At 71.4% G+C, this 25,754-nt stretch carries 24 protein-coding genes and 1 tRNA gene; 14 read left to right on the top strand and 11 right to left on the bottom strand.

Annotation, left to right across the window (positions count from 1 at the left end):
* The first annotated feature begins 87 nt into the window (after positions 1–87).
* From KV106_RS32580 to KV106_RS32570, 3 genes are read left to right on the top strand one after another with little or no spacing between them, the layout of a single operon-like run.
* Complete coding sequence (locus tag KV106_RS32580) at positions 88–1,134, top strand: ligase-associated DNA damage response exonuclease (RefSeq protein ID WP_261215510.1); 1,047 nt, start codon at positions 88–90, stop codon at positions 1,132–1,134.
* Complete coding sequence (locus KV106_RS32575) at positions 1,131–2,786, top strand: ATP-dependent DNA ligase (protein ID WP_261215508.1); 1,656 nt, start codon at positions 1,131–1,133, stop codon at positions 2,784–2,786. Before KV106_RS32580 ends, KV106_RS32575 begins: the two co-directional genes overlap by 4 nt.
* Positions 2,783–5,386 carry a ligase-associated DNA damage response DEXH box helicase gene (locus KV106_RS32570; protein WP_261215506.1) on the top strand — a complete coding sequence of 868 codons (2,604 nt, stop codon included), beginning with the start codon at positions 2,783–2,785 and terminating at the stop codon, positions 5,384–5,386. Before KV106_RS32575 ends, KV106_RS32570 begins: the two co-directional genes overlap by 4 nt.
* A gap of 4 nt (positions 5,387–5,390) precedes the next feature.
* On the opposite strand, the gene trxC is transcribed toward KV106_RS32570, so the two are convergent.
* The gene (gene trxC, locus KV106_RS32565) at positions 5,391–5,840 is read right to left on the bottom strand and encodes a thioredoxin TrxC (RefSeq protein ID WP_057593964.1); all 450 of its coding nucleotides are present in this window, start codon (positions 5,838–5,840) and stop codon (positions 5,391–5,393) included.
* A 107-nt stretch (positions 5,841–5,947) separates the two neighbouring features.
* On the opposite strand from trxC, the gene pdeM reads away from it, so the two are divergent.
* Positions 5,948–6,613 (top strand): ligase-associated DNA damage response endonuclease PdeM, encoded by a 666-nt coding sequence (gene pdeM / locus KV106_RS32560; protein ID WP_261215504.1) that lies wholly within the window; start codon positions 5,948–5,950, stop codon positions 6,611–6,613.
* A gap of 9 nt (positions 6,614–6,622) precedes the next feature.
* Here the strand turns inward: pdeM and KV106_RS32555 are convergent, their stop codons facing one another.
* From KV106_RS32555 to KV106_RS32545, 3 genes are read right to left on the bottom strand one after another with little or no spacing between them, the layout of a single operon-like run.
* Positions 6,623–7,141, bottom strand: coding sequence for a TPM domain-containing protein (locus KV106_RS32555; RefSeq protein WP_261215502.1), 519 nt, complete (start codon positions 7,139–7,141; stop codon positions 6,623–6,625).
* A 2-nt stretch (positions 7,142–7,143) separates the two neighbouring features.
* Positions 7,144–8,067, bottom strand: a complete 924-nt coding sequence (locus KV106_RS32550; protein ID WP_261215490.1) for a TPM domain-containing protein — start codon at positions 8,065–8,067, stop codon at positions 7,144–7,146.
* A 15-nt stretch (positions 8,068–8,082) separates the two neighbouring features.
* Positions 8,083–8,682, bottom strand: a complete 600-nt coding sequence (locus KV106_RS32545; protein ID WP_395349219.1) for a LemA family protein — start codon at positions 8,680–8,682, stop codon at positions 8,083–8,085.
* A 47-nt stretch (positions 8,683–8,729) separates the two neighbouring features.
* Between KV106_RS32545 and KV106_RS32540 the strand changes: the two genes are divergently transcribed.
* The 4 genes from KV106_RS32540 to KV106_RS32525 all read left to right on the top strand — a co-directional run bounded on the left by KV106_RS32540 (position 8,730) and on the right by KV106_RS32525 (position 11,697).
* Positions 8,730–9,515, top strand: a complete 786-nt coding sequence (locus tag KV106_RS32540) for a hypothetical protein (protein ID WP_261215483.1) — start codon at positions 8,730–8,732, stop codon at positions 9,513–9,515.
* A 70-nt stretch (positions 9,516–9,585) separates the two neighbouring features.
* Positions 9,586–10,038, top strand: coding sequence for a YybH family protein (locus tag KV106_RS32535; protein ID WP_057593960.1), 453 nt, complete (start codon positions 9,586–9,588; stop codon positions 10,036–10,038).
* Between the two features lie 26 nt (positions 10,039–10,064).
* Positions 10,065–11,156, top strand: a complete 1,092-nt coding sequence (locus KV106_RS32530; RefSeq protein WP_409976581.1) for a YheT family hydrolase — start codon at positions 10,065–10,067, stop codon at positions 11,154–11,156.
* Between the two features lie 4 nt (positions 11,157–11,160).
* Positions 11,161–11,697 (top strand): DUF2946 family protein, encoded by a 537-nt coding sequence (locus KV106_RS32525; RefSeq protein ID WP_261215482.1) that lies wholly within the window; start codon positions 11,161–11,163, stop codon positions 11,695–11,697.
* A 101-nt stretch (positions 11,698–11,798) separates the two neighbouring features.
* On the opposite strand, the gene KV106_RS32520 is transcribed toward KV106_RS32525, so the two are convergent.
* From KV106_RS32520 to KV106_RS32505, 4 genes are all read right to left on the bottom strand, one after another.
* Positions 11,799–12,461: a c-type cytochrome gene (locus KV106_RS32520; RefSeq protein ID WP_261215481.1), complete on the bottom strand. Its 663-nt coding sequence runs from the start codon at positions 12,459–12,461 to the stop codon at positions 11,799–11,801.
* A 139-nt stretch (positions 12,462–12,600) separates the two neighbouring features.
* Positions 12,601–14,127, bottom strand: a complete 1,527-nt coding sequence (locus tag KV106_RS32515; RefSeq protein WP_296739136.1) for an efflux transporter outer membrane subunit — start codon at positions 14,125–14,127, stop codon at positions 12,601–12,603.
* Positions 14,114–17,281, bottom strand: a complete 3,168-nt coding sequence (locus KV106_RS32510) for an efflux RND transporter permease subunit (RefSeq protein WP_057593956.1) — start codon at positions 17,279–17,281, stop codon at positions 14,114–14,116. The genes KV106_RS32515 and KV106_RS32510 overlap by 14 nt, the downstream gene beginning before the upstream one ends.
* A gap of 18 nt (positions 17,282–17,299) precedes the next feature.
* The gene (locus KV106_RS32505; protein ID WP_057593955.1) at positions 17,300–18,589 is read right to left on the bottom strand and encodes an efflux RND transporter periplasmic adaptor subunit; all 1,290 of its coding nucleotides are present in this window, start codon (positions 18,587–18,589) and stop codon (positions 17,300–17,302) included.
* 178 nt (positions 18,590–18,767) lie between these two features.
* Between KV106_RS32505 and KV106_RS32500 the strand changes: the two genes are divergently transcribed.
* Together KV106_RS32500 and KV106_RS32495 are read left to right on the top strand one after the other, a co-directional pair.
* Positions 18,768–19,439 carry a TetR family transcriptional regulator gene (locus KV106_RS32500; protein WP_261215472.1) on the top strand — a complete coding sequence of 224 codons (672 nt, stop codon included), beginning with the start codon at positions 18,768–18,770 and terminating at the stop codon, positions 19,437–19,439.
* Positions 19,440–19,481: 42 nt separating this feature from the next.
* A tRNA-Arg gene (locus tag KV106_RS32495) sits at positions 19,482–19,556 on the top strand.
* A gap of 79 nt (positions 19,557–19,635) precedes the next feature.
* On the opposite strand, the gene KV106_RS32490 is transcribed toward KV106_RS32495, so the two are convergent.
* A complete protein-coding gene (locus KV106_RS32490) occupies positions 19,636–20,259 on the bottom strand; it encodes an SGNH/GDSL hydrolase family protein (protein ID WP_261215470.1) in 624 nt (207 codons plus the stop codon).
* A 304-nt stretch (positions 20,260–20,563) separates the two neighbouring features.
* On the opposite strand from KV106_RS32490, the gene baeS reads away from it, so the two are divergent.
* Together baeS and KV106_RS32480 are read left to right on the top strand one after the other, a co-directional pair.
* Positions 20,564–21,949: a sensor histidine kinase efflux regulator BaeS gene (gene baeS / locus KV106_RS32485; protein ID WP_261215468.1), complete on the top strand. Its 1,386-nt coding sequence runs from the start codon at positions 20,564–20,566 to the stop codon at positions 21,947–21,949.
* Between the two features lie 61 nt (positions 21,950–22,010).
* The gene (locus KV106_RS32480) at positions 22,011–22,718 is read left to right on the top strand and encodes a response regulator (protein ID WP_261215467.1); all 708 of its coding nucleotides are present in this window, start codon (positions 22,011–22,013) and stop codon (positions 22,716–22,718) included.
* Here KV106_RS32480 and KV106_RS32475 read toward each other — a convergent pair.
* Complete coding sequence (locus tag KV106_RS32475; protein ID WP_261215465.1) at positions 22,700–23,485, bottom strand: AraC family transcriptional regulator; 786 nt, start codon at positions 23,483–23,485, stop codon at positions 22,700–22,702. The two genes, KV106_RS32480 and KV106_RS32475, sit on opposite strands and share 19 nt — an antisense overlap.
* A 112-nt stretch (positions 23,486–23,597) precedes the next feature.
* Between KV106_RS32475 and KV106_RS32470 the strand changes: the two genes are divergently transcribed.
* Both KV106_RS32470 and KV106_RS32465 read left to right on the top strand, forming a co-directional pair.
* Positions 23,598–24,422, top strand: coding sequence for a sulfite exporter TauE/SafE family protein (locus tag KV106_RS32470; protein ID WP_261215463.1), 825 nt, complete (start codon positions 23,598–23,600; stop codon positions 24,420–24,422).
* Positions 24,423–24,516: 94 nt separating this feature from the next.
* Positions 24,517–25,245, top strand: a complete 729-nt coding sequence (locus tag KV106_RS32465) for a glutathione S-transferase (protein WP_261215461.1) — start codon at positions 24,517–24,519, stop codon at positions 25,243–25,245.
* A gap of 1 nt (position 25,246) precedes the next feature.
* On the opposite strand, the gene KV106_RS32460 is transcribed toward KV106_RS32465, so the two are convergent.
* On the bottom strand, positions 25,247–25,747 hold the full coding sequence (locus KV106_RS32460) for a hypothetical protein (protein ID WP_261215459.1): 501 nt from the start codon (positions 25,745–25,747) through the stop codon (positions 25,247–25,249).
* Between the last annotated feature and the right edge of the window lie 7 nt (positions 25,748–25,754).

Genomic DNA, 25,754 nt, shown 5'->3' with positions numbered 1-25,754 from the left:
AGGCGCGCCGGGTAGGCGCCGGCCCACGGCGCCTCGCGGCATCCGGACCGAGGCGCCGCGGGCCGCGAGCGCCTACGATGGCATGCCATGCCCGCGCAGGAAGAAGATCTCGTCGTCGCGCGCCCCGAGGGCCTGTACTGCCCGCCGGGCGATTTCTACATCGACCCCTGGCGGCCGGTCGCGCGCGCCGTCATCACGCACGCGCACTCCGACCATGCGCGCACCGGCCACGGCCACTACCTCGCCCACACCGACAGCGCCGGCACCTTGCGCGCGCGCCTGGGCGCCGACATCCCGCTGCAGACGCTGCCCTACGGCGAGGCGATCGAGCACCGTGGCGTGCGCGTGTCGCTGCATCCGGCCGGCCACGTGCTGGGCTCGGCGCAGGTGCGGCTCGAACACGGCGGCCGGGTCTGGGTGGCCTCGGGCGACTACAAGACCGAGCCCGACGGCACCTGCGCGCCCTTCGAGCCGGTGCCCTGCGACACCTTCATCACCGAGTCCACCTTCGGCCTGCCGATCTATCGCTGGCCCTCGCAGGCGCAGCTCATCGCGGAGATCGACGCCTGGTGGCGCGCCAATGCCGAGGCCGGCCGCGCCTCGGTGCTGTTCTGCTATGCCTTCGGCAAGGCGCAGCGCATCCTGCATGGCGTCGACGCCTCGATCGGGCCGATCGTCGTGCACGGCGCGGTCGAGCCGCTCAATGCGGTCTACCGCGCCGCGGGCGTGGCGCTGCCGGCCACCTTGCGCGTCACCGATCCCGGCGTCGACGCGGCGCTGCTGAAGCGCGCGCTGGTGCTGGCGCCGCCCTCGGCACAGGGCACGCCGTGGATGAAGCGCTTCGGCGCCTATGCCGATGCCTTCGCGAGCGGCTGGATGCAGTTGCGCGGCACGCGGCGCCGGCGCGGCGTCGACCGCGGCTTCGTGATGTCGGACCATGCGGACTGGCCCGGGCTGCAGCAGGCGATCGCGGGCACGGGCGCCGAGCGCGTGTTCGTCACCCATGGCAGCGTGCAGGTGATGGTGCGCTGGCTGTCGGAGAACGGGCTCGACGCGCAGGGCTTCAAGACCGAGTACGGCGACGAGGACGACCAGGAAGCGCCGCCGCCCGCCGGGGAGGCGGCGCCGGCATGAAGGACTTCGCCGCGCTCTACCGCGAGCTCGATGCCAGCACCTCGAGCCTCGCCAAGCAGGCTGCGCTGCAGCGCTATCTGCGCGCGGCCGACCCGGCCGATGCCGCCTGGGCCGTCTACTTCCTCGCGGGCGGCAAGCCGCGCCAGCTGGTGCCGACCAAGCTGCTGCGCCTGCTCGCGCAGGAGGCCGCGGGCCTGCCCGAGTGGCTGTTCGACGAGAGCTACGAGGCCGTCGGCGACCTCGCCGAAACCATCGCGCTGCTGCTGCCGCCGCCGAGCGAAACGCACGAGCTCGGGCTCGCGGCCTGGGTCGAGCAGCACCTCTTGCCGCTGCGCGAGGCCGCGAAGGCCGCGCCCGAGGAACTGGCCGACAGGCTGCGCGCGCAGTGGCGCCGGCTCGCGGCCGAGGAGCGGCTGGTCTACTTCAAGCTCATCACCGGCGCCTTCCGCGTCGGCGTGTCGAAGCTGCAGGTCACGCAGGCGCTCGCGGCGGTCGGTGGCATCGATGCCAAGCGCGTCGCGCAGCGGCTCATGGGCTACACCCACATCGGCGCGCGGCCGCAGGCCGGCGACTACGGCACGCTGATCGCGCCCGAATCGGATGCCGAGCAGGTCCAGAAGACCAGCGGGCAGCCCTATCCCTTCTTCCTCGCGCATCCGTTCAACCTGCCGCTCGAGCAGTTCGACGCGGCGCTGGGGCCGCCCTCGGACTGGATCGTCGAATGGAAGTGGGACGGCATCCGCGCGCAACTCGTGAAGCGCGCGGGCGTGGCATGGCTGTGGTCGCGCGGCGAGGAACTGGTGACCGAGCGCTTCCCCGAACTCGCGGCGCTCGGCGAGGCGCTGCCCGACGGCACGGTGGTCGACGGCGAGATCGCCGTGTGGCGCGACGGCCGGGTGCAGCCTTTCGCCGAGCTGCAGAAGCGCATCGGCCGCAAGACGCTGGGCGCGAAGCTGCTGCGCGAGATCCCGGTGGTGCTGCTGGCCTACGACCTGCTCGAGTGGGAGGGCCGCGACCTGCGCGCGCTGCCGCAGGCCGAGCGCCGCGCGCTGCTCGACGAGCTGGTCGCGCGCCTTGCGCATCCGCTGCTGCTGCCGAGTCCGATGCTCGAGGGCGCCGACTGGGCCGATCTCGCGCGCCAGCGCGAGGCGGCGCGCAGCATGGGCGTCGAAGGGATGATGCTCAAGCGCCGCAGCGCGCAGTACGGCGTGGGCCGCACCAAGGACGTGGGCGTGTGGTGGAAGTGGAAGATCGATCCGCTGAGCATCGACGCGGTGCTGGTCTATGCGCAACGCGGCCATGGCCGCCGCGCCAGCCTCTACAGCGACTACACCTTCGCCGTGTGGGACGGTCCGCCCGAACAGGCCGAGCGCAAGCTCGTGCCTTTCGCGAAGGCCTACTCGGGCCTCACCGATGCCGAGATGGCGCGTGTCGACGCGGTCATCCGCAAGACCACCATCGAGAGCTTCGGGCCGGTGAAGAGCGTCAGGCCCACGCTGGTGTTCGAACTCGGCTTCGAGGGCATCGCGCGCAGCGCGCGCCACAAGAGCGGCATCGCGGTGCGCTTTCCGCGCATGCTGCGCTGGCGCGAGGACAAGCCGGTGCAAGAGGCCGACACGCTGCAGACGCTGGCCGCGCTGCTGCCGTCATGAACCAGGCGGTCAAGGCGGCGCTCGACGCCTGGTTCGCCGCGCGCGGCTGGAAGCCCTTCAAGTTCCAGCGCGAGGTCTGGAAGGCCGTGGCGCAGGGCCGCTCGGGCCTGCTGCATGCGACCACCGGCGCGGGCAAGACCTATGCCGTGTGGCTCGGCGCGCTGCTGGCCCATGCGCAGGCCGCGCGGCCGCGCAAGGAAGGCGCGCGGCCGGCACCGGCGCCGCCGCTCAACGTGCTGTGGCTCACGCCGATGCGCGCGCTCGCGGCCGACACCCTGCGCGCGCTCCAGCAGCCGCTGGAGGCGCTCGGTGCCGGCGTGCAGCCCTGGAGCGCGGGCGCGCGCAGCGGCGACACCTCCTCGGCCGAGCGCAGCGCGCAGAACACGCGCCTGCCCACGGTGCTGGTCACCACGCCCGAGAGCCTGTCGCTGCTGCTCGCGCGCGCCGATGCCGGCGAGGTGCTGGGCACCGTGAAGATGGTGGTGGTCGACGAGTGGCACGAGCTGCTCGGCAACAAGCGCGGCGTGCAGGTGCAGCTCGCGCTCGCGCGGCTTCGTCGCTGGAACGCGGGGCTCGCGGTCTGGGGCATGTCGGCCACGCTCGGCAACCTGCACGAGGCGATGCATGCGCTGCTGGGCCACGGCGACGGCGTGCTGGTGCAGGGCCAGGTGCCGAAGAAGCTGGTCATCGATTCGCTGCTGCCGGGCCGCGCCGAGCGCTTTCCCTGGGGCGGCCACCTGGGCCTCACGATGCTGCCGCAGGTGCTCGAGGAGATCGCGGCCAGCAGCACCACGCTGGTCTTCACCAACACGCGCTCGCAGTCGGAGATCTGGTACCAGGCGATGCTCGAGGCGCGGCCCGAATGGGCCGGCACCATCGCGCTGCACCACGGCTCGCTCGACCGCGAGGTGCGCGAGTGGGTCGAGCTGGGCCTCAAGAGCGGCGAGCTCAAGGCCGTGGTCTGCACCTCGAGCCTGGACCTCGGCGTCGACTTCCTGCCGGTGGAGCGCGTGTTGCAGATCGGCTCGCCCAAGGGCGTGGCGCGGCTGCTGCAGCGCGCGGGCCGCTCGGGCCATGCGCCGGGCCGGCCCTCGCGCATCACGCTGGTGCCCACGCACAGCATCGAGATGGTCGAGGGCGCGGCGGCGCGCGCCGCGATCGCCGAGGGCCACATCGAGGCGCGCCATTCGCCCGACCAGCCGCTCGACGTGCTGGTGCAGCACCTCGTGACCGTGGCGCTCGGCGGCGGCTTCGTGCCCGACGATCTCTACGAGGAGGTGCGCGGCACGGCCGCCTATGCCGGCCTCACGCGCGCGCACTGGGCCTGGTGCCTGGACTTCGTCGCGCAAGGCGGCGCCTCGCTCGCGGCCTATCCCGACTACAGGCGCGTGGTGCCCGATGCGCAAGGCGTGTGGCGCGTGCCCGATGCGCGGCTCGCGCGGCGCCACCGCATGAACATCGGCACCATCGTGAGCGACGCGAGCATGGCGGTGCAGTACCTCGGCGGCGCGAAGATCGGCAGCGTGGAGGAGGGCTTCGTCGCGCGCATGAAGCCCGGCGACTGCTTCCTGTTCGGCGGCCGGCTGCTCGAGCTGGTGCGCATCCACGACATGACGGCCTGGGTGCGGCGCGCCAGCGGCCAGCGGCCCGCGGTGCCGCGCTGGAATGGCGGGCGCATGCCGCTGTCGAACACGCTGGCCGACGCGGTGGTGCAGCAGCTCGCGCTGGCCGACCAGGGCCTGTGGGAGTCGCCCGAGCTGCGCTGCGTGCGGCCGCTGCTCGAGCTGCAGCAGCAGTGGTCGGCATTGCCCACGCCGCGAACGCTGCTGGCCGAGACGCTGAAGACGCGCGAGGGCTGGCACCTGTTCCTCTATCCCTTCGCGGGCCGCCACGTGCACCTGGGGCTCGCGAGCCTGCTGGCCTGGCGCGTGGCGCAGCACGAGGCGCGCACCTTCTCGATCGCGGTCAACGACTACGGCTTCGAACTGCTGAGCGCGAGCGAGGTCGACTGGCCCGCGCGGCTGCCCGAGGTGCTCGGCATGCCGGCGGGCGACGCGGCACAGGCGCATGAGGCACTGCTGCACGAGGTGCTGGCCTCGCTCAACGCGGGAGAGCTCGCGCAGCGGCGCTTTCGCGAGATCGCGCGCGTGTCGGGGCTGATCTTCCAGGGCTATCCGGGCGAGAAGCGCAGCAGCCGGCAACTGCAGGCCTCGTCCTCGCTGTTCTGGGAGGTGTTCCGCAAGTACGACCCCGACAACGCGCTGCTCGCGCAGGCCGAGCGCGAGCTGCTGTCGCAGGAGCTCGAGATCGGCCGCCTCGCCGCCAGCCTCGCGCGCATGGGAACGCAGCAGCCGGTGCTGCGCGCGCTCGAGCGGCCGACGCCGTTCTCGTTTCCGCTGATGGTCGAGCTGTTCCGCGAGAAGCTGTCGAACGAGAACGTGGCCGACCGCATCGCGCGCATGGTCGAGCAGCTCGAGAAGGCGGCCGGCGGTGCCGTGACCGCGGGCGGTGCGGAGCGGGTGCGCGGCTCGCTGGCCTTCGGGCAGGAGGGCGCCGCCCGGCCGCCGGCACCGCGGCGCGAACGCCGGCGGCGGCCTTGACGCTTCAGCCGGCGCCGTGGGCCCTGGCCCAGCGCACGATGTCGGCCGCGCCCATCGCGCCGGCCTGGCGCGCGACCTCGCGGCCGCCCTTGAACAGCGCCAGGGTCGGGATGCTGCGGATGTTGAAGCGCGCGGCCAGCGCGGGCACGGCCTCGGTGTCGACCTTGGCGACGCGCACGCGCGGCTCGAGCTGCGCCGCGGCCTGCTCGTAGGCCGGTGCCATCTGGCGGCACGGGCCGCACCACGGGGCCCAGAAGTCGACCAGCACCGGGATCTCGTTGCGCGCGATGTGGCGGTCGAAGCTCGCCACGTCGGGCAGCGCGGCCGAATGGGCGCCGAACAGCGGCTTGTGGCAGTTGCCGCAGTCGGGCGCGCTGGCCAGTTGGGCCTCGCGCACCCGGTTGGTGGTGTGGCAGTGCGGGCAGACGATGTGCAGCGTGGGCGATTCGGTCATCCGGCAAAGCTAGGGGCGGGGCGAGCGAATTGCAAGTCGGACGCGGCCGCACGGTGCTTTTGCGACACTGGCCGGCGATGCGTTCCCTTCCGTCTTCTTCCACCTCCATGCCGCTGTCGCTCCAATGGGCGGGCGAAATGGTGCAGCTGCTGCCCGAGCGCGCGCTCTGGTGGCCGGCCGGGCGGGCGCTGTTCGTCGCCGACCTGCACCTGGGCAAGGCCGCCACCTTCCGCGCGCTGGGCCTGCCGGTGCCGGGCGGCACCACGCTCGAGAACCTCGCGCGGCTCGATGTGCTGATCGCGCGCCATGCGCCCGAGCGCCTGGTGTTCCTCGGCGACTTCCTGCATGCGGCGCCCGCGCGCACGGTGCTGCCCGTGGTGCGGGAGTGGCGCGAGCAGCATGCGGCGCTCGCGATGACGCTGGTGCGCGGCAACCACGACAGCCGCGCGGGCGATCCGCCGCCCGCGCTTCGCATCGAGGTGGTCGACGAGCCCTGGCTGCTCGGCCCCTTCGCCTGCTGCCACCATCCGCAGGCGCATCCCACGCACTTCGTGCTCGCGGGCCATCTGCACCCGGCGCGCCGGCTGCACGGGCCGGGGCGCGACAGCGTGCGGCTGCCGTGCTTCGTGCACGAGGAAGTACAAGGACAAGGTCAGGCCGTGCTGCCCGCCTTCGGCGAGTTCACGGGTGGCTGGACCATGGAGTCGGCGCCGGGTCGGCGCTTCTATGCGGTGGGTGGATCGACCGTGTGGGCGTTGCCCGCGGCCGAATGAGGAAGAGACTCAGAGCACCACGGGTTCGTCGGGCAGCTCGTTGCGGTCGGGTTCGTCGTCGCGCAGCGGGAAGTGCTCGACCAGCAGCGCCGACATCTCCTCGAGCGCCTGCGTGAGCCCGTCCTCGAAGCGGCCTTCGCGAAAGGCCGCGCCCATGCGCAGCGCCATCGCGCGCCAGTCGTCGTCGCTCACCCGTGCATCGATGCCGCGGTCGGCCACGATCTCGATCGCGTGCTCGGCCAAGAGCAGGTAGATCAGCACGCCGTTGTTGTGCTCGGTGTCCCACACGCGCAGCTTGCCGAACAGCGTGACCGCGCGCTGCCGTGCCGGCGCCTCGCGGCGCAGGTAGGACATCGGCAGGCCGGCCTCGATGCAGATGCGGATCTCGCCGCTGTGGCGCCGCTCGCTCGCGCCCACGCGCGCGGCCAGCCGCGCGAGCGCGTCGGCCGGCAGCACGCGGCGCACCGCGGCCTCGTCGATCCAGCGATGGCGCCACATGCGGCCAAGCTTGGAGAAAAGGGTTGCCATGCTCACCAGTCTCCCGAGGCGCCGCCGCCGCCGAAATTGCCGCCGCCGCCCGAGCTGAAGCCACCGCCTCCGCCGCCACTGCGGCTGCCACCGCCCCAGCCGCCACCTCCGCCGCCGCTCCAGCCACCGCCGCCACCCCCGCTGCTCCAGCCGCCACCGCCGAAGCGCGCGAGGCCCGAGGCCAGCGAGACCACGAGCGCGACCATGCCCGCGAGCACCGCGATCACGAGGCTGGTGGTGAGGAAGAACGCGACCACGCCGATGCCGCCGCCCATGACCACCGAGCCCAGGGTCTTGCCGAGGATCGCGCGCACGATCGGCGCGCCGATGAAGACGCCGACGAACAGGAAGATCGCGAGGTTCTCCCAGTCGAAGCCCTGGCTGCCGCCATTGCCCCCGTCGCGCGCGGGCTCGGGCAGCGGCTCGCCGTCGACCAGGCCGATCAGCCGGTCGACCGCCGCGTTGATGCCGCCCGCGAAGTCGCCGTTGCGAAAGCGCGGCTTCATCTCCTCGTCGACGATGCGTGCCGCCGCGAGGTCGGGCACCGCGCCCTCGAGCGCCTTGGCGGGGGCGATGCGCATCCGGCGGTCGTCCTTGGCGACGATCACGAGCAGGCCGTCGCCCACGCCCTTGCGGCCGATCTTCCAGGCATCGCCCACGCGCTGGGTGTAGCTCTCGATGTCCTCGGGCTGCGTGGTCGGCACCATCAGCACCGCGATCTGCGAACCCTTGCGCTGCTCGAAGGCCGCGAGCTTGGTCTCGAGGCCGGCGCGCTGCGCGGCGTCGAGCGTGCCGGTCTGGTCGATCACGCGCGCCGTGAGCGCGGGCACCGGCAGCGGGGCCTGCGCGAAGGCCGGCAGCGCGGCCCAGCCGAGCGCCACGGCGAGGAACGCGGCCAGCAGGCGGCGGATCAGGGCTGCGGCCATCGGCGCAGCTTTGCCTTACTTCTTCGGCGCGCCGAAGTCGACCGTCGGCGGCACCGAGATCTGGGCTTCGTTCTGCACCGAGAAGTTGGGCTTGGGCGCGTAGCCGAAGACCTTGGCCGTGAGGTTGGTCGGGAAGCTGCGCGCGAGCACGTTGTACTCCTGCACGCTCTCGATGTAGCGGTTGCGCGCCACGGTGATGCGGTTCTCGGTGCCCTCGAGCGTCACGCGCAGGTCGCGGAACGCCTGGTTGGCCTTGAGGTCGGGGTAGCGCTCCGACACCACCATCAGCCGCGACAGCGCCGAGGAGAGCTCGCCCTGCGCCTGCTGGAACTTGTTGAAGGCCTCGGGGTTGTTGAGCGTCTCGGGCGTGACCTGGATCGAGGTCGCCTTGGCGCGCGCCTCGATCACCTTGGTCAGCGTGTCCTGCTCGAAGGCGGCTTCGCCCTTCACGGTGGCGACGATGTTGGGCACGAGGTCGGCGCGCCGCTGGTACTGGTTGAGCACCTCGCTCCAGGCCGACTTGCTGGCCTCGTCGAGCGACTGGAACTGGTTGTAGCCGCATCCGCTCAGGGACAGGACCGCCGCGAGGATCAGGAGCCAGCGCTTCATCATCATTTGCATTACCTCCACAGAATGGGGCCGAAGTTAGCATAGGTGCCGCTATGTCCCTCGATCCTCTGCAGGCCCTGCGCGGCGCGAACCGCCCGGCGGTGCCCATCCCCAACGCCTCCGCTGCCTTCGGCACGCTGCTCATTGCCGGTGCCACCGGCGCGCTGGGCCAGGACCTGCTGCACCGGCTCGCGGGCAGCCACCGCCACGCGCATGTGCGCGTGCTGGTGAGCGAGCCCATGCACGACGGGCTGCCCGGCGTCGAGTCCTGCCTGTGCCCGCCGCTGCCGATTGCGCAATGGCCGCCGACCTCGGCCCAGGCCGCGATCGTGGCCTTCGACGCGCCGCGCCTGTACCACGGCCGCGAGCGCGCGCTGTGGCTGCCCGACCCCGAGCAGCTGCCGGCGCTCGCGCGCTGGCTGCGCGGCTGCGGCGTGCAGACGCTCGTCATCGTGCAGCCGCACGACCAGGGCCGGCTGCCCGAGGCGCTCAAGCGCGGCCTCGCGAGCCTCGACGAGCAGGCCGTGGTGGCCTGCGGCTTCGAGCGCCTGCTGATCCTGCGCTCGGCGCGCAAGCCGGCCGCGGCGCAGCGCGCGAGCCGCCCCGAGCGGCTGGCGGCCTGGATGCTGGGAACGCTGAGCTACATGGTGCCCAGCAGCGAGCAGCCGGTGCGGCCCTCGAAGCTGGCCGAGCTGGTCGACCTCGCGCTGCGCATCGCGCCGCCCGGCGTGCACATCGCGGCGCCCGAGGTGGTGTGGCGCGCGGCGCAGCCCGGGGCGATGCAGGCGGTGGCGCGCGAGTGGCTCGGCGCGCCGGCCGAGGCGCCGGACGCTGCCTGAAACCGGCGCCGCGGCCGGGCGAAAGCGCCTGCAGTGGGCGCGTCACGTTGGGCGCGGCAGAATCACGCCCATGCCCAAGTCCCCACTCCGCACCGCCGCGGCCATCGGCGGCACCGCCGACGACATCGAGGCCGCCTTCTACGAGGCGCTGCAGCGCGGCGACATCGACGCGCTGATGGCCTGCTGGGCCGACGAGGACGAGGTGTTCTGCGTCCATCCGGGCGGTCCGCGGCTGGTGGGCACGGCGGCGATCCGCTCGGCGTTCGAGCAGATGTTCGGCAACGGCGCGATCCACGCCACGCCCGCGCACGTGCGCAAGATCGACTCGATCGCGAGCGCGGTCCACAACGTGCTCGAGCGCATCGAGGTGCTCACGGTCGAGGGGCCGCGCCATGCCTTCGTGCTGGCGACCAACGTCTATCACAAGACCGCGCAGGGCTGGCGCATGGTGGCGCACCATGCGAGCCCGGGCAGCGCGCGCGAGCCCGACGACGCGAACGAGCTCCCGCAGATGCTGCACTGAGCGCCGGCGTCCTCTTCCTTCGTTCGATGTCCGCGTTCCTTCCTTCTTCCTTTCCCTCCGGCACGCCCGACGCGCCGACGCCGTCCGCGATGGACTACCTGGCGCCACGCTGGCTGCCGGGCGGCAACCTGCAGACGATCTGGGGCGCGCTCTATGCGCGCCGCTTCGAGGGCGCGGCGCCGGTGTACCGGCGCGAGCGCTGGACCGCGCCCGACGGCGACTTCGTCGACGTGGACTTCGCCGATGCGCCCGGTTCGCGGGGCGAGTCCGGCGGCCGGCCCCTGCTGGTGCTGTTCCATGGCCTCGAAGGCTCCTCGCGCAGCCACTATGCCGAGGCCTTCGCCGACTTCGCCGCCGCGCGCGGCATGGACTTCGCGGTGCCGCATTTCCGCGGCTGCAGCGGCGAGATGAACCTCGCGCCGCGCGCCTACCACTCGGGCGACTTCGAGGAGATCGGCTGGATCCTGGCGCGCATGCGCGCGAGCCGCAAGGACGGCGCGCCGGTGCTCGCGGCCGGCGTCTCGCTCGGCGGCAACGCGCTGATGCGCTGGGCCGGCGAGGCCGGCGACAGCGCCTCGCGGGTGGTGAGCGCGGTGGCCTCGGTGTGTTCGCCGCTCGATCTCGCGGCCGGCGGCGACGCCATCGGCCGCGGCTTCAACCGGCTGGTCTACACCCGCATGTTCCTCGCGACCATGAAGCCCAAGGCGCTGGCCAAGCTGGCGCAGTTCCCGGGGCTGTTCGATGGCGCCCGGCTCGCGGCCGCGCGCGACCTGCGGACCTTCGACGACGTCTTCACCGCGCCGCTGCACGGCTTCGTCGATGCGGACGACTACTGGCGGCGCGGCTCGGCCAAGCCGCACCTGGGCGCGATCCGCGTGCCGGCGCTGGCGGTGAATGCACGCAACGACCCCTTCATTCCCGCGGCCAGCCTGCCGCGGCCCGGCGAGGTCGGCCGCCACGTCACGCTGTGGCAGCCCGCGCACGGGGGCCACGTGGGCTTTCCGATGGGGCGGCCGCCGGGCCATGTGCGCGGCATGCCCGAGCAGGTCGGGCGCTGGCTCTGCCGCCAGGCCGGCGTGCCGGCCGACGCGGTGCGCGCCGCGCCGCGGGGACAATGAGGCCATGGACGACATCGTCAGACAGGCCCTGGCCAAGTGGCCCCACGTTCCGCACTGCTACGGCTGGCTCGGCCTCGACGCGCGCGGCAACTGGTACATGCGCGACGACCGCACCCAGGCCCAGGGGCCGTTTCCGGCCGCCAAGGGCTCGATGCTGCGGCACGATAAGCTGATCGACTTCATCCACCGCAACTACGAGCACGACGACGAGGGCCAGTGGTTCTTCCAGAACGGGCCGCAGCGCGTCTACGTGGAGCTGGAGGCGGCGCCGCTGGTCTGGCGCATCGCCGAGACCGGCTTCGCGGTAACGGCGCACACGGGGCAGGCCGTCGAGGTCACGGGCTGCCTGCTCGACGAGCACGGGCATCTCTATCTGTCGGCGGCGCCCGGGCTGGGGCTGGTTCACACGCAGGACGTGGGTCTCGCGGCCGATGCGATCGAGCAGGGGCTGTGGACGCCCGAGACGGTGACGGCGGCGGAGCTGCCGGCGCGCTTCGGACATGTGCTGAGCCCGGCCGAACGCCATGCCACGCAAGCCTGAATTGCTATCTAAAGCGTAGCAAGCGAACGCAAAAAAGCCGGCGCGAAGCCGGCTTTTTGCTGGGCGGACGCGGCGCGCGAGCCGCGATCCTCTGCGAAGAACTATTTGCTGGCGCTGGCCGCCGGAGCGGCAGGCGCCGCGCCAGACGCTGCGGGGGCCGCGCCCGAAGCCGCGGGTGCCGCGGCGGCCGAAGCGCCATCGGCCGGGGCTGCCGCCGCCGGACGGTCGGGCACCGGGAACTTGGCGCCGCCGGCATTGGCCATGTAGACCACGGCACGGCCGATCTCGAGGTCTTCGAAGTCGCCGCCACCCTGGGCAGGCATCGCGCCCTTGCCCTTGAGCGCATGCTCGAGCAGCGTGGCGTAGCCCTGGCCGATGCGCGGGCCCCAGGCGGCCGCGTCGTTCAGGTGCGGTGCGCCGGGAATGCCGGGCGCGCCGTGGCAGGTCACGCACTGGGCCTTGAACACCGCTTCGCCGGCCGCCAGCGGGCGGTTGGCATCGCGGATCTCGATCGCGCCGATCTTCTTCAGGCGATCGGCCACCTCGCGGTCGCGCGCTTCCTGGGTGACGCCGTAGAGCGCCATGTTGTCGCCCTCGGCGGTACCGGCCGGCTTGTTGCCGGACACCACGTAGGCCACGAGGCCCACGATGATGAAGATGGGTGCGAGGAAGGAGAAAAAGACCGCCAGCAGCAGTTGCTTGGGATTCTTGATCGGACCGGTGTGGGCTTCTTCGGTGGCCTGGTAATGCGGGTCTGCGCTCATGGCGTCCTCAAAATCGGGGGCTCGTCGGGGGGCGTTTTTCGAATCAACCGACGATTATAGAGAGGCCCTTCGCCGCAAGGCGAAGGGCCGGTCGCATGAGCGTGCGCGGATTTGCGCGCAAACAACCTTCGAAGCGGGTTCAGCCCTTGCGGCGGATGACGACGGCGGGCGGCGTCGAGGCCGCACCGGTCGTGGCCGCGGGGGCCGCGCCACCGCTCGCGCCGCTGGTCGCGGTGCCGGCCGCGGCCGCATCGCGCGAGGCCCAGCCGCCGCCCAGCGTCTTGTACAGCGTGACCTGGTTCTGCAGCAGTTGCAGCTGCGTGGTCACGGCCGACTGCTGCGCCGTGAACAGCGAGCGCTGTGCGTCGAGCAGGTCGAGCGCGCTGGCCACGCCGTTGCGATAGCGCAGGTCCGAGAGCTTGAAGCGCACCGCCTCGGCATCGGCCTGCGCGCGCTGCGCGCGTGCCTGCTCGCCGAAGGTGGCGCGACCCGCGAGCGCGTCGGCCACTTCGCGGAACGCCGTCTGGATCGACTTCTCGTACTGCGCCACCGCGATCTCGCGCCCGGCCTTGGCCGAGTCGAGGCCCGCGATGTTGCGGCCCGCGTCGAAGATCGGCAGCGTGACCGTGGGCGCGAAGCTCCAGGCCTTGGTGCCGCGGTCGAACAGGTTCGAGAACTCGCTGCTCGCGGTGCCGATCGAGGTGGTCAGCGAGACGCGCGGGAAGAAGTTCGCGCGCGCCGCGCCGATGTTGGCGTTGGCGCCGATCAGCTGCTGCTCGGCCGCGCGGATGTCGGGCCGCTCGGCCAGCAGGTCGGAGGGCAGGCCCGCGGGCACGTCGGGGATCGGGCGGATGCCGCCCAGGCCCTTGGCGCCCGCGAAGGCGCTGGCCGGCACCGGCGCGCCCAGCAGCAGCGCGAGCGCGTTCTCGTCCTGCTGGCGCGTGCGCAGCTGCTGCGCATAGGCGGCGCGCGCGGTCTCGGCCAGCGAGTTGGCGGCCTGGAAGTCGAGCTCGGACGACACGCCGTTGTCGAAGCGCAGCTTGGTCAGCCGCACCGATTCCTCGCGCGTGCTCAAGGTCTGGCGCGTGATCTCGAGCAGCTCGTCGTCGGCCAGCACCGTGAGCCAGCCGTTGGCGACCGCGGCGATCAGGCTGATCTGCGCGGCCTTGCGCGTTTCGTCGGTCGCGAGGTACTGCGCCAGCGCCTGGTCCTTCAGCGCGCGGATGCGGCCGAAGAAGTCGATCTCCCAGGCGGTGATGCCGAGGTTGACCGAGTACTGCGACGTCACGCTGCCCTGGCTGCTGTCGATCGCCTGATACGGGTTGGGGCTCGAGCGCGAGCCGTTGCCCGACAGGCCCAGCGCGGGGAACAGGTCCGCGCGCTGGATCTGGAACTGCGCGCGCGCCTGCTCGATGTTGAGCACCGAGACGCGCAGGTCGCGGTTGTTGGCCAGCGCGGTCTGGATCAGGCCCGCGAGGCGCGGATCGGTGAAGAAGTCCTGCCACGGGATCGACGAGGCGGCCGGCCCGGCCGGCTGCGCCGGATCGCCCGGGTAGGTGGTGGGCACCGGCGCCGCGGGGCGCTCGTAGGTCGGGATCAGCGAGCAGCCGGCCAGCAGCAGCGCGGCCGCCAGCGCGGTGGGAATCAGTTTGTTATTGAGGTTCATGTTTTTCCTCCGTGATGCCGGCGGCTTGCGCATGCCGCTTGTTGGCTTCGCGCTGGCGCTCGCTGCCCTTGAACAGCGTGCGCACCACCACGAAGAAGACCGGCACGAAGATCACCGCGAGCAGGGTGCCCGTCACCATGCCGCCGAGCACGCCGGTGCCGATCGCGCGCTGGCTCGCCGAGCCGGCACCCGAGGCCGTGAACAGCGGCACCACGCCGAGGCCGAAGGCCAGCGAGGTCATGATGATCGGCCGGAACCGCAGGTGCGCGGCCTCGAGCGCCGACTCGATCACGCCGCGGCCCTGCGCCTGCAGGTCCTTGGCGAACTCGATGATCAGGATCGCGTTCTTCGCCGACAGGCCGATGATCGTGATCAGGCCCACCTGGAAGTACACGTCGTTCGAGTACGAACGCAGCAGCGTCGCGAGCAGCACGCCGATCACGCCGAGCGGCACCACCAGGATGACCGACAGCGGGATCGACCAGCTCTCGTACAGCGCGGCCAGGCAGAGGAACACCGCCAGGATCGCGAAGCCGTAGAGGATCATGGCCTGCGAGCCGGCGAGCTTTTCCTCGCGCGACTGGCCGGTCCACTCGAAGCCGAAGCCTTGCGGCAGCTGCGCGGCGAGCTTTTCCATCTCGGCCATCGCGGCACCGGTGCTGTAGCCGGCCGCCGCGTCGCCGCTGATGCGCATCGCGGGATAGCCGTTGTAGCGCACCGTCTGCGTCGCGCCGTTGACCCACTTGGTGGTCGCGAACGCGCCCAGCGGCACCGGCTGGCCCTGCGTGTTGGTGGCATTGAGCTTGAGCATGTCCTCGGGCTGCATCCGCGCCGGCGCATCGGCCTGCACCACCACGCGCTGCAGGCGGCCGCGGTTCGGGAAGTCGTTGATGTAGCTCGAACCCAGCGCGGTCGACAGCGCGCCATTGATCGCGTCGAAGGTCACGCCCAGGGCGTTGGCCTTGTCGCGGTCGATGTCGATCTGCAACTGCGGTGCGTCTTCCAGGCCGTCGGGACGGACCTGCGACAGGATCTTGCTCTGCGAGGCCATGCCCAGCAGCTGGTTGCGAGCGTTGACCAGTGCCTCGTGGCCCGCGCCCGCGCGGTCCTGCAGCCGGAAGCTGAAGCCGCTGGCGTTGCCCAGTTCGGGAATCGGCGGCGGGCTCAGCGGATAGATGAAGGCGTCGCGGATGCCCGAGAGCGCGCCGAAGGCACGGCCGGCGAGCGCGCTGGCCGAGTTGCCCGGGTCCTTGCGCTCGTCCCAGTCCTTGAGCGTCACGAAGGCGAGGCCCGCGTTCTGTCCCTGGCCCGAGAAGCTGAAGCCCATCACGCTCACGATGCTCTGCACTTCGGGCTGCTTCATGATGAAGCCCTCGACCTGCTGCATCACCGACAGCGAACGTTCCTGCGTCGCGCCCGGGGGCAGCTGCACGTTCACGATGATGTTGCCCTGGTCTTCCTGCGGCAGGAACGAGCTCGGCAGATGGGTGTAGAAGTACACCACCGCGCCGATGATCGCCGCGTAGATGATCAGGTAGCGCGCGGCGCGGCGCAGGATGCGCGCGACGATGCCTTCATAGCCCTTGGCGGTGCGCGAGAAGCCGCGGTTGAACCAGCCGAAGAAGCCGCGCTTCTCGTGGTGGTGGCCGGCTTCCACCGGCTTGAGCAGCGTGGCGCACAGCGCCGGCGTGAGCGACAGCGCCATGAAGGCCGAGAAGCCGATCGAGGCCACCATCACCGCCGAGAACTGGCGGTAGATGTTGCCGGTCGAACCCGCGAAGAAAGCCAGCGGCACGAACACCGAGATCAGCACCACGGTCACGCCGATGATGGCGCCCGAGATCTGCTGCATCGCCTTGCGCGTGGCCTCCAGCGGCGAGAGCCCTTCCTCGCTCATGATGCGCTCGACGTTCTCCACCACCACGATCGCATCGTCCACCACGATGCCGATCACCAGCACCATGCCGAACATGGTCAGCACGTTGATCGAGAAGCCTAGAGCGAGCAGGGTGGCGAAGGTACCGAGCAGCGCGATCGGCACCACGATGGTCGGGATGATCGTGTAGCGCCAGTTCTGCAGGAACAGGAACATCACGAGGAACACCAGCGCGATGGCTTCGAACAGGGTCTTCACCACCTCGGTGATCGAGATCTGCACGAAGCGCGAGCTGTCGTAGGGGATGTCCCATTTCACGCCCTTGGGGAAGTAGCGTTCGAGCTCGCCCATCTTCGCGCGGATGGCCTTGGCCGACTTCAGCGCGTTGCCGGTCGGCGTGGGCTGCACGCCGACGCCCACCGCGGGCACGCCGTTCAGGCGCGCCGAGGTGGCATAGCTCTGGCCGCCGAGCTCGACGCGCGCCACGTCCTTCAGGCGCACGGTCGAGCCGTCGGTGTTGGCGCGCAGCACGATCTCGCGGAACTGCTCGACGCTGGTGAGCTGGCCGTTGACCGTCACCGTGGCGGCGATGGCCTGGCCCGGCACGTTCGGCAGGTCGCCGAGCGTGCCCGAGGACACCTGGGCGTTCTGCGCGCGGATCGCGTTGTTGACGTCGGCCGGCGACAGGTTGAAGCCCTGCAGCTTGGCCGGATCGATCCAGATGCGCATCGCGTTCTCGGAGCCGAACAGCTGCACCTGGCCCACGCCGGCGATGCGCTGCAGTTCCGGCACGATGTTGCGCGCGGCATAGTCGCCGAGCGCCACCGGGTCGACGTCGGGGTTGTCCGACGAGAGCATCGCGAACAGCAGGAAGTTGTCGCGCGACTTGTCGACGCGCACGCCCTGCTGCGTCACCGCCGAGGGCAGCCGCGGCGTGGCGCGCGAGAGCCGGTTCTGCACGTCGACCTGCGCGAGGTCTTCATTGGTGCCGGGCTCGAAGCTGATGGTGATCGCACCGGTACCGTCGGCCTGCGCCACCGATTCCATGTAGATCAGGCCGGGCGAGCCGTTCATTTCGCGCTCGATCACGGACAGCACGCTGTCCTCGAGCGTCTGGGCCGAGGCGCCCGGATAGGCCACGTTGATCACGATGGCGGGCGGCGCCACCGGCGGGTACTGGGCGATCGGCAACTGCGTGATGGACACGCCGCCGAGCACGAGGATGAACAGCGCGATCACCCACGCGAAGATGGGTCGATCGATGAAGAATTTGGCCATTGCGGGCGCGCTCCTTGATTACTTCTTCTCGGCCGGGGCCGAGGCTGCCTTCTGGGGGGCGGGTGCCGCGCCAGAGGCTGCCGGCGCGGCGGCGGGCGCCGCACCGTTGGGATTCGGTTTCGTCCACGGGACCGCCTTCACGGGCGTGCCCGGCGGCATCATCTGCAGGCGCTGGAAGCCGTCGACCATCACCTGTTCGCCGGCCTTCAGGCCTTCGAGCACCACCCACTGGTTGTCCTTGGCGGCGCTGATCTTCACCGTGCGCTGGCTCAGCTTGCCGTCGGCGCCCACCACCGTGAGGTGGTCACCCTGCTGGGTGCGCGTGACCGCCTGCTGGGGCACCGTGATCGCGTTGCTGGCCTGCGCCTGCTCGAGCTTCACGCGCACGTACAGGCCCGGCAGCAGTTCGCCCTTGGGGTTGGGGATCTCGGCGCGCAGCGTGACCTGGCCGGTGGTGGCGTCGACCGTGAGGTCGGAGAACAGCAGCTTGCCGTCCTGGCCGTACTCGGTGCCGTCCTCGAGCACCAGCCGGATGCTGGCGGCGTCCTCGCCGCCGGCGCGCTTGTACTGGCCCGCGGCGACCGCGCGGCGCAGCTTCAGCACGTCGGAGGCCGACTGCGTGAAGTTCACGTACAGCGGATTGATCTGCTGCACCACGGCCAGCTCGGTGGCATCGCCCTGGCCGACCAGCGCGCCCTCGGTGACCAGCGCGCGGCCGATGCGGCCCGCGATCGGCGAGGTCACGTCGGCGTAGCCCTGGTTGATCTTCGCGGTCTGCAGCGCGGCGCGGCTGGCGGCCACGTCGGCCTCGGCGGTCTTCTGCGAAGCCACCGCGTTGACGTATTCCTGCTTGCTCACTGCATTGGCCTCGACCAGCGGCTTGTAGCGGTCGGCCAGTGCCTTGGCCTGCGCGGCATTGGCTTCGGAGCGGGCCAGCGCGGCCTGCGCGTTCTGCGTGGCGGCCACCAGCGGTGCCGGATCGATGCGGAACAGCAGCTGGCCGGCCTTCACGTCGCTGCCTTCGCGGAACTCGCGCTTGAGCAGGATGCCGGCGGCGCGGGCGCGCACCTGGGCGACGCGCGAAGCCTCGAGGCGGCCCGGCAGTTCGGTCACCAGGCCGACGTCGGTCGGGGTCGCGACGATCACGCCCACTTCGGGGGCGGGATGGGCGCCGCCACCGCCGCCCGCGCCGGCACCGGCGGGGGCATCGCTCTTCGAACAACCCGCGATGACCAGCAACACGACGGCAGCCACGGTCGCGAGGCGCGGCGAAAGAAACGATGGGCGCGAAACATGCAGGAGAGGCATGCGATTCCTTTGAAGCGAAGACGGGAGACGGCGATTTCTGCGGCCGCGCCGGAAAGCCAGCACGGCCAGGTGGGCCATCGGGAAGGGCGACAGTTTACATACATTCATGGATGTATAGTGACATCCACGCAATGGCCCCACGATATGCAAAGGGCGTTGCCTTTACAAATCAGGAGACTTGGTGGCACGTCGTACGAAGGAAGAAGCACTGGCGACGCGGAATCGACTGCTCGATGCCGCGGAACTGCTGTTTCAGGCGCAAGGGGTCTCCCAGACCACGCTGCAGCAGATCGCGCAGCAGGCCGGGGCGACGCGGGGCGCCATCTATTGGCACTTCAAGGACAAGGCCGATCTTTTCAACGCGATGATGGAGCGGGTCATCCTCCCGCTCGAGGCACCGCCGAAGGCCGTGGCCGTCGGCCACGACGACCCGCTGGCCGAGATCGAGGAGGGCATGGTGCATGCGCTGACCCTCATGACCACCGACCCGCAGGTGCGCCGCGTGTTCGACGTGGCGACCCACAAGGTCGAATACACCCACGACATGGCCTCGGTGCAGCAGCGGCATCTCGATGCGCGCAATGCCTGCGTGGGCGATTTCGAGAAGGCCCTGCGGCTGGCCGCGCGCCGCGCCCGCATCAGGCTGCCGGTGCCCGGCAGCGTGGCGGCGCAGGGGCTGCATGCGCTGATCAGCGGACTGATCCAGAACTGGCTGCTCGATCCCGCGGCCTTCGACCTCGTGCCCACGGGCCGGCGCACCTTCCGGGTGTATCTCGCGGGCCTCGGTTTCGCGCGGCAGACGGGGGCGAATGGCGCGGCCGCGCACGAAGCCGAAACGGCGGCCGCCTGATAGGCGATAATGCGAGGCTCCGGTTCGACCGGAAACCCATTTCTCGCTGTATTTCAACGGATAGAATTCGGCCCTCCGAAGGCTGAGATCCAGGTTCGATTCCTGGCGGCGGGACCAGACACACGGCAAAAAGGCCGGAAGCTCCAAGGGGCTTCCGGCCTTTTTCATTGGGAATGCGGCCCGATCGATGGCTGCTTCAGACCCGGCAGTCGGGCGCCAGCCGGTCGAGCGTCTGCACGATGCGCATCGACAGCCGCTGCGAATAGGCGCCGGCCGGATGCAGGATGTCGGCCATCTCGGCGGCCCTGAATTCTTCCGCGCCCCAGTCCGCGAAGCCCGCGCCGGTCTCCAGCGCCACCTTGCGGATGGCCGCGTCGTACTGGTCGCGGCCCGGCACCGGGATGCGCTGGCGCGACAGCCCCGTGACGATCACGACCCGGCCTTCGCGCACCGCGGTGGCGATCATGCTGCGCAACGGCGCCTCCACCGGCAGCGAGAGCGCCGCGTCGTTGAGGCCGTGGGCGATGACGACGAAGCGCGCGGCGCGCTTCTCGTTCGCGAAGCCCGCCGCGCGCGCGGTGGCCGTCTCGCCGTTGGCGCTGCGGTCGTCGACCGTGTAGCGCGGCCGCAGCCGCTTGAGCGCCGCCGCCGGCGGCTCGGCCAGCCGCAGGTTGCCGCCATAGCCGCCGTGCAGGATCGAGTCGCCATAGAGCACCACGCTGCAATGGGAGGCCGCGGCCGTGGCGGCAGGGAGCGCGGCGGCTGCCGCCGCTGGAGCGGCTGGGGCGGCCGGCGCGGTCGCCGTCGGGGGCGGCGGCACGGGAGCGCGCGGGGTGTCGGGCTTCAAGAGACCGCAGGCCGCGAGCATGCCAATGCACAGGAAGGCGATGACGCTTCGCGGCGCGCGCGAAGCTTCGCGCGCACCGCGATGCGCTGCTTGAAAAGGGGGCATGGGGAGGGAGGGGAGTCGGGTTCCGTGAGCCCCGATCTTGCGAGCGCAATGTGGAGCAACTGTGAAGATCGTACCGCCGGCATGGCCTTCCTTGCTTTTGCGGGCCGCGGCGCAGCCAATGGTCCCGGACCCGCCACGGGCGCCGCCGCGCGCGGCATCATCGGCATTCATCATGAGAATCGGCATCCGGACCAAGCTCTTCTTCTTCGTGCTGGTGGCCTGCGCCGCCGTGGTGGTGGTTCAGGCCAGCGCCATGCGCTTCGTGTTCGCGCGCGGCTTCCTCGGCTACCTCAACCAGCAGGGCCGTGCGCATGTCCAGGAGATGGTGCCGCGCGTGGCCGCGGCTTATGCGGCGCACGGCGACTGGCAGTTCCTGCGGCAGGACTTCCGCAACTGGATGGAGCTGGTGCTGCCGATCGCGCGCGAGCCCGGCGTGGATCCGGCGCCGCAGCTCGCCTCGTCCGACCAGACCGGCGCCCTCGCGCGCATCGGCCTGCTCGATGCACAACTGCGCCGCGTGGTGGGCAATCCCTCGGTCGGGCCGGACTCGATCCGGCTGCCGGTGTCGGTCGACGGGCGCATCGTCGGCTGGGTGGCGATGGTTCCCTTCGAGGACGTACTGCCCAAGGACGACGCGCGTTTCCTCGAGCGGCAGTTCAAGGCCCTGACGCTGATCGGCCTGGGCTCGATCGCGGTGGCGGCGCTGCTGACCTTCGTGCTGTCGCGCGCGCTGCTGCGGCGGGTGCGCGGCATGGCCGGCGCCACGCAGCGGCTGGCGGCCGGCGACTACGCCTCGCGCATCGAGGTCGGCTCGAACGACGAGCTCGGCCATCTCGCGAAGGACTTCAACCGCATGGCGCAGACGCTGGAGCACACCGAGCGCGCGCGCCGCACCTTCATGGCCGACATCTCGCACGAACTGCGCACGCCGCTGGCGGTGCTGCGCGCCGAGCTCGAGGCGATCCAGGACGGTATCCGTCCGACCACCGCGCAGTCGGTCGATGCAATGCACGCCGAGGTCGGCCGCCTGGGCAAGCTGGTCGACGACCTGCACGACCTCTCGCTGACCGACATCGGCGCGATGACCTACCGGCGCACGCCGATCGACGTCGCCACGGTGTTGCGCACGGCGGTCGGCGGCATGCAGGGCCGGCTCGAGGCCGAGGGCCTCGAGCTGCGCGTGCATGTCGCGCCGTCGCCGCTGTCCATCAGTGGCGACGAGCGGCGGCTGCAGCAGCTGATCGCGAACCTGCTCGAGAACTCGCTGCGCTACACCGATCGCGGCGGCGTGGTGCAGCTGCGCGCCGATCGTCACGAGAGCGGCGTGCGCATCGTGGTCGAGGACAGCGCGCCCGGCGTGCCGCTCGACAAGCTCGAGAAGCTGTTCGAGCGCTTCTACCGCGTCGAGGGATCGCGCAACCGCGCCAGCGGCGGCAGCGGACTGGGCCTGGCGATCTGCCGCAACATCGTCGAGGCGCACGAGGGCCGCATCCAGGCCCAGGTCTCGCCGTTCGGCGGGCTGCGCATCGTCATCGACCTGCCGGGGATCGACGCATGAGCGCCGCGCCGGGCCGCCCCAAGCAAGCTCGCACCGCAGTGCGAAGCACGAAGGTCTTTCAATGAGCACCGGCCTTCCGGCCCAGGGCCATGTGCTCGTCGTAGAGGACGAGCCGCGGCTGGCGGCCGTGCTCGGCGACTACCTCGCGGCGGCCGGCTACACGCACCACTGGGTCGCCGACGGCAACGCGGCGCTGCCGGCCTTCCATGCGCAGCGGCCCGACCTGGTGCTGCTCGACCTGATGCTGCCCGGGCGCGACGGCGTCGAGATCTGCCGCGACCTGCGGCGCCTCGGCGCGGTGCCGGTGATCATGGTGACCGCGCGCGTCGAGGAGGTCGACCGCTTGCTGGGTCTGGAGATCGGCGCCGACGACTACGTGTGCAAGCCCTTCAGCCCGCGCGAGGTGGTGGCGCGCGTGGGCGCGGTGCTGCGGCGGCATCGCGCCGCGAACGCGAGGCCCTCGGCCGCGCCCTTGCCCGCGCAGGCCGCATTGCTGGTGGTCGATGCCACGGGCCGTGCCAGCGTGCGCGGCCGCGAACTCGACCTCACGCCGGTCGAGTTCCGCCTGCTGGCCGTGCTGCACGGCGCGCTCGGCCGCGCCTTCTCGCGCGACCAGCTGCTCGGCCGCATCTACGACGACCGGCGTGTCGTGACCGACCGCACCATCGACAGCCACATCAAGAACCTGCGCCGCAAGCTCGCCGAGGCCGGCGGCTCGGAGGACTGGATCAAGTCGATCTACAGCGTCGGCTACCGCATGGAGCTCTGAGCGCCGGCATCCGCGAAGTGCGAGGGCGGGCGACCCAGCGCGCGGCGGAACATGGTCGAGAACGCCGCCGGACTGTCGTAGCCCAGGTCGAGCGCCACCGCCGTCACCGTGTCGCCGGACGCCAGTCGCGACAGCGCCAGCAGAACGCAGGCGCGCTGGCGCCACTGGCCGAAGGCCATGCCGGTCTCGCGGCCGAAGCGGCGACTGAAGGTGCGTTCGCTCACGTGCAGCCGCGCGGCCCATTGCGCCGGCGTGGCATGGATGTCGGGCGTGCGCAGGAAGTCCAGGCACAGCGTGGCCAGCGCCGGCTCGCGCGGCAGCGGCAGATGCAGCGGCAGCGCCTCGGCGCGCGCCAGTTCGTGCAGCGCGAGCCGCATCAGCAGGCCGTCTCGGCCCTGGCGTTCGTATTCGGCGGGCACCTCGACGGCCGCCAGCAGCAGCTGGCGCAGCAGCGGCGACACCTCGAGCACCTCGCACTGGCGGCCATGGCGCGGCGCCTCGCGCGGCTCGATGTAGAGGCTGCGCGTGCTCACGCCCAGCATGCGCACGCGGTGCGGCTGGCCCGCCGGTATCCACACGCCGCGCTGCGGCGGCACCACCCAGGCGCCGTCGTCGGTGCCGACCTCCATCACGCCGGTGGCGCCGTAGAGGAACTGCGCGCGCCGATGGCTGTGCGTGGGCAACAGCTGGCCCGGCGGGTAGTCGGTGCCGATCGCGAGCACCGGGCGGGCGATGGCGTCGACGGTATCGATCGGGACGTTGCGCATGGGGGAGGATGGGTTGGCCGGAACGAGAACATCATTGTCCGACTTGCGCGGGCGCGCCGCGGGGTGCCGGCCTATCGTCGAGGCCTGTCTTCGTTCTCCTGGAGTGCCTCTCGTGTGGATCTATCTCCTGCTCGCGGTCTTCGGTGGCCTCGCGGGCGTCACCACCGTACTGTTCGGTTTCGGTGGCGGCTTCGTCGTGGTGCCGCTGCTCTACCGCGTGCTGCTGCTCGCGCATGGCGAGCACAGCGCCACCGGCCGTGCGGCCATGCACATCGCCGTGGCCACCTCGACCTGCGTGATGATCGCGAGCGCGCTGCTCGCCACGCGGCGCCACCAGCGCGCCGGCACCATCGACTGGCCGCTGATCCGGCCGCTGCTCGGTTTCATCGGGCTCGGCGCCATCGTCGGTGCCGCGGCCGCCGTGCGGGCCGATGGCGAATTCGTGCGGCTGGCCTTCATCGTCTACCTGGGCGTCACCATTCTCGACTGCCTGTTGCGCCCGGGTTTCGTCGTGCGCCGTGCCGCGGCGACGGCAGCCATCGCGCCGCTCTCGCGCGGCATCGCCACCGCGGGCAGCTTCGTCATCGGCCTGATCGCGGCCTTCCTCGGCGTCGGCGGCAGCGTGATGACCGTGCCGCTGATGCGCCGCCGCGGCATCGACATGACGCGCGCCACCGCCATGGCCAATCCGCTGTCGCTGCCCATCGCGCTGGCCGGCACCGCCACCTACATGGCGCTGGCCTGGCGCTCGGGCGCGGCGCTCGAGGGCTGGCACCTCGGCTACGTGGACCTGCCGGCCTTCGCCGCGCTGGTCGCGGGATCGCTGCTGGGCGTGCGCGCCGCCGCGCCGCTGATCGGCCGCCTGCCCGACCGCGTGCATGCCTGGGGCTACCTCGTGCTGCTGGTGGCGGTGCTGCTGGGCATGCTGCTGCGCTGAGCGGTTTCGCCGAACGCGCGCCTCCTTGTCATCGAAGTTCCACAGTTCGCTGCCGGCGGTTGCGGCGCCGCGCCGGGCCTGCCACCATGGCCGCATGCCTTACCAACTTCACTACTGGCCCACCATCCAGGGCCGCGGCGAATTCGTCCGGCTCGCGCTCGAGGCCGCCGGTGCCGACTACGTCGACGTGGCGCGCGAGCGCGAAGACCAGGGCGGCGGCGAAAGCGCCCTCGGCCGTCGCCTCGCCGATCCGCTCGCGACGCGGCCGCCGTTCGCGCCGCCCTTCCTCGTCGATGGCGACATCGTCGTCGGCCAGACCGCCGCGATCCTGCTCTACCTGGGCCCGCGCCTGGGCCTGGCCGGCGTCGGCGAATCGGACGGCCTGTGGACGCACCAGCTGCAGCTCACCATCGCCGACGCGGTGGCCGAGGCGCACGACACGCACCACCCGATCTCGACCGGCGACTACTACGAGGACCAGCGCGACGCCGCGCTGGCGCGTGCGAAGGCCTTCCGCGAGCAGCGCATCCCGAAGTTCCTCGACTGGTTCGAGCGCGTGCTGCGGCGCAATCCCTCGGGCGACCTGCACCTGGTGGGCGACGTGCTGACCTATGCCGACCTGTCGCTGTTCCAGCTGGTCGATGGACTGCAGTACGCCTTTCCCAAGGCCACCGCGCAGGCGCTCGCGAAGACGCCGGCGGTGGCGAAGCTGCATGCCAACGTCCGGCGCCGCCAGCGCGTGCACGACTACCTGCAGAGCCCGCGCCGCATCGCCTTCAACGAGGACGGCATCTTCCGGCGCTACCCTGAGCTGGACGCCTGATTCAGCGCACCAGCGCCGCCGCATCGCGCCATGCGGGCAGCGGCACCAGGCCGGCCATGGCCACGGGCCTGGCCTGCGGGCCGAACAGGTAGCGGTTCGGCACGATGCCCTCGAGGTGGCGCAGCACGTCGCTGCGGTCGTCGATGAAATGCGTGATGCCCAGTTCGCGGCAGTGGTCGGCCTTCTGCGGACGCTGCAGGCAGAAGCGCAGGTTGCCGGGCGCCATGCCCGTGCGTTCGAAGAAGCGGTGGTGCGCGAGCCAGGCGCGGCTCTTGGCCTGCACGCTCGGCCCGCACTTCGACACCAGCCAGACGCGGCCCTCGAAGCGATCGACCAGCGGCGCGACGGCCTCGAACATGCCTTCGTAGGGCGGCGTGTCGAGCGCGTCCCGCAGCGAGCCGCCGATGAAGGCGGTGTCGCCGCCGTCGGCCCGTTCGGCCGCGATCAGCACGCGGCCGATGTCGATGCCCAGGCGCGGGAAATGTTGCGATGCGTTCTTCATGTCGTGT

Source organism: Variovorax endophyticus (assembly GCF_025376855.1).
Classification (GTDB): Bacteria; Pseudomonadota; Gammaproteobacteria; order Burkholderiales; family Burkholderiaceae_C; genus Variovorax.
The sequence above is the reverse complement of the archived record's forward strand: the minus strand, read 5'-3'. Positions and strand labels throughout refer to the sequence as shown.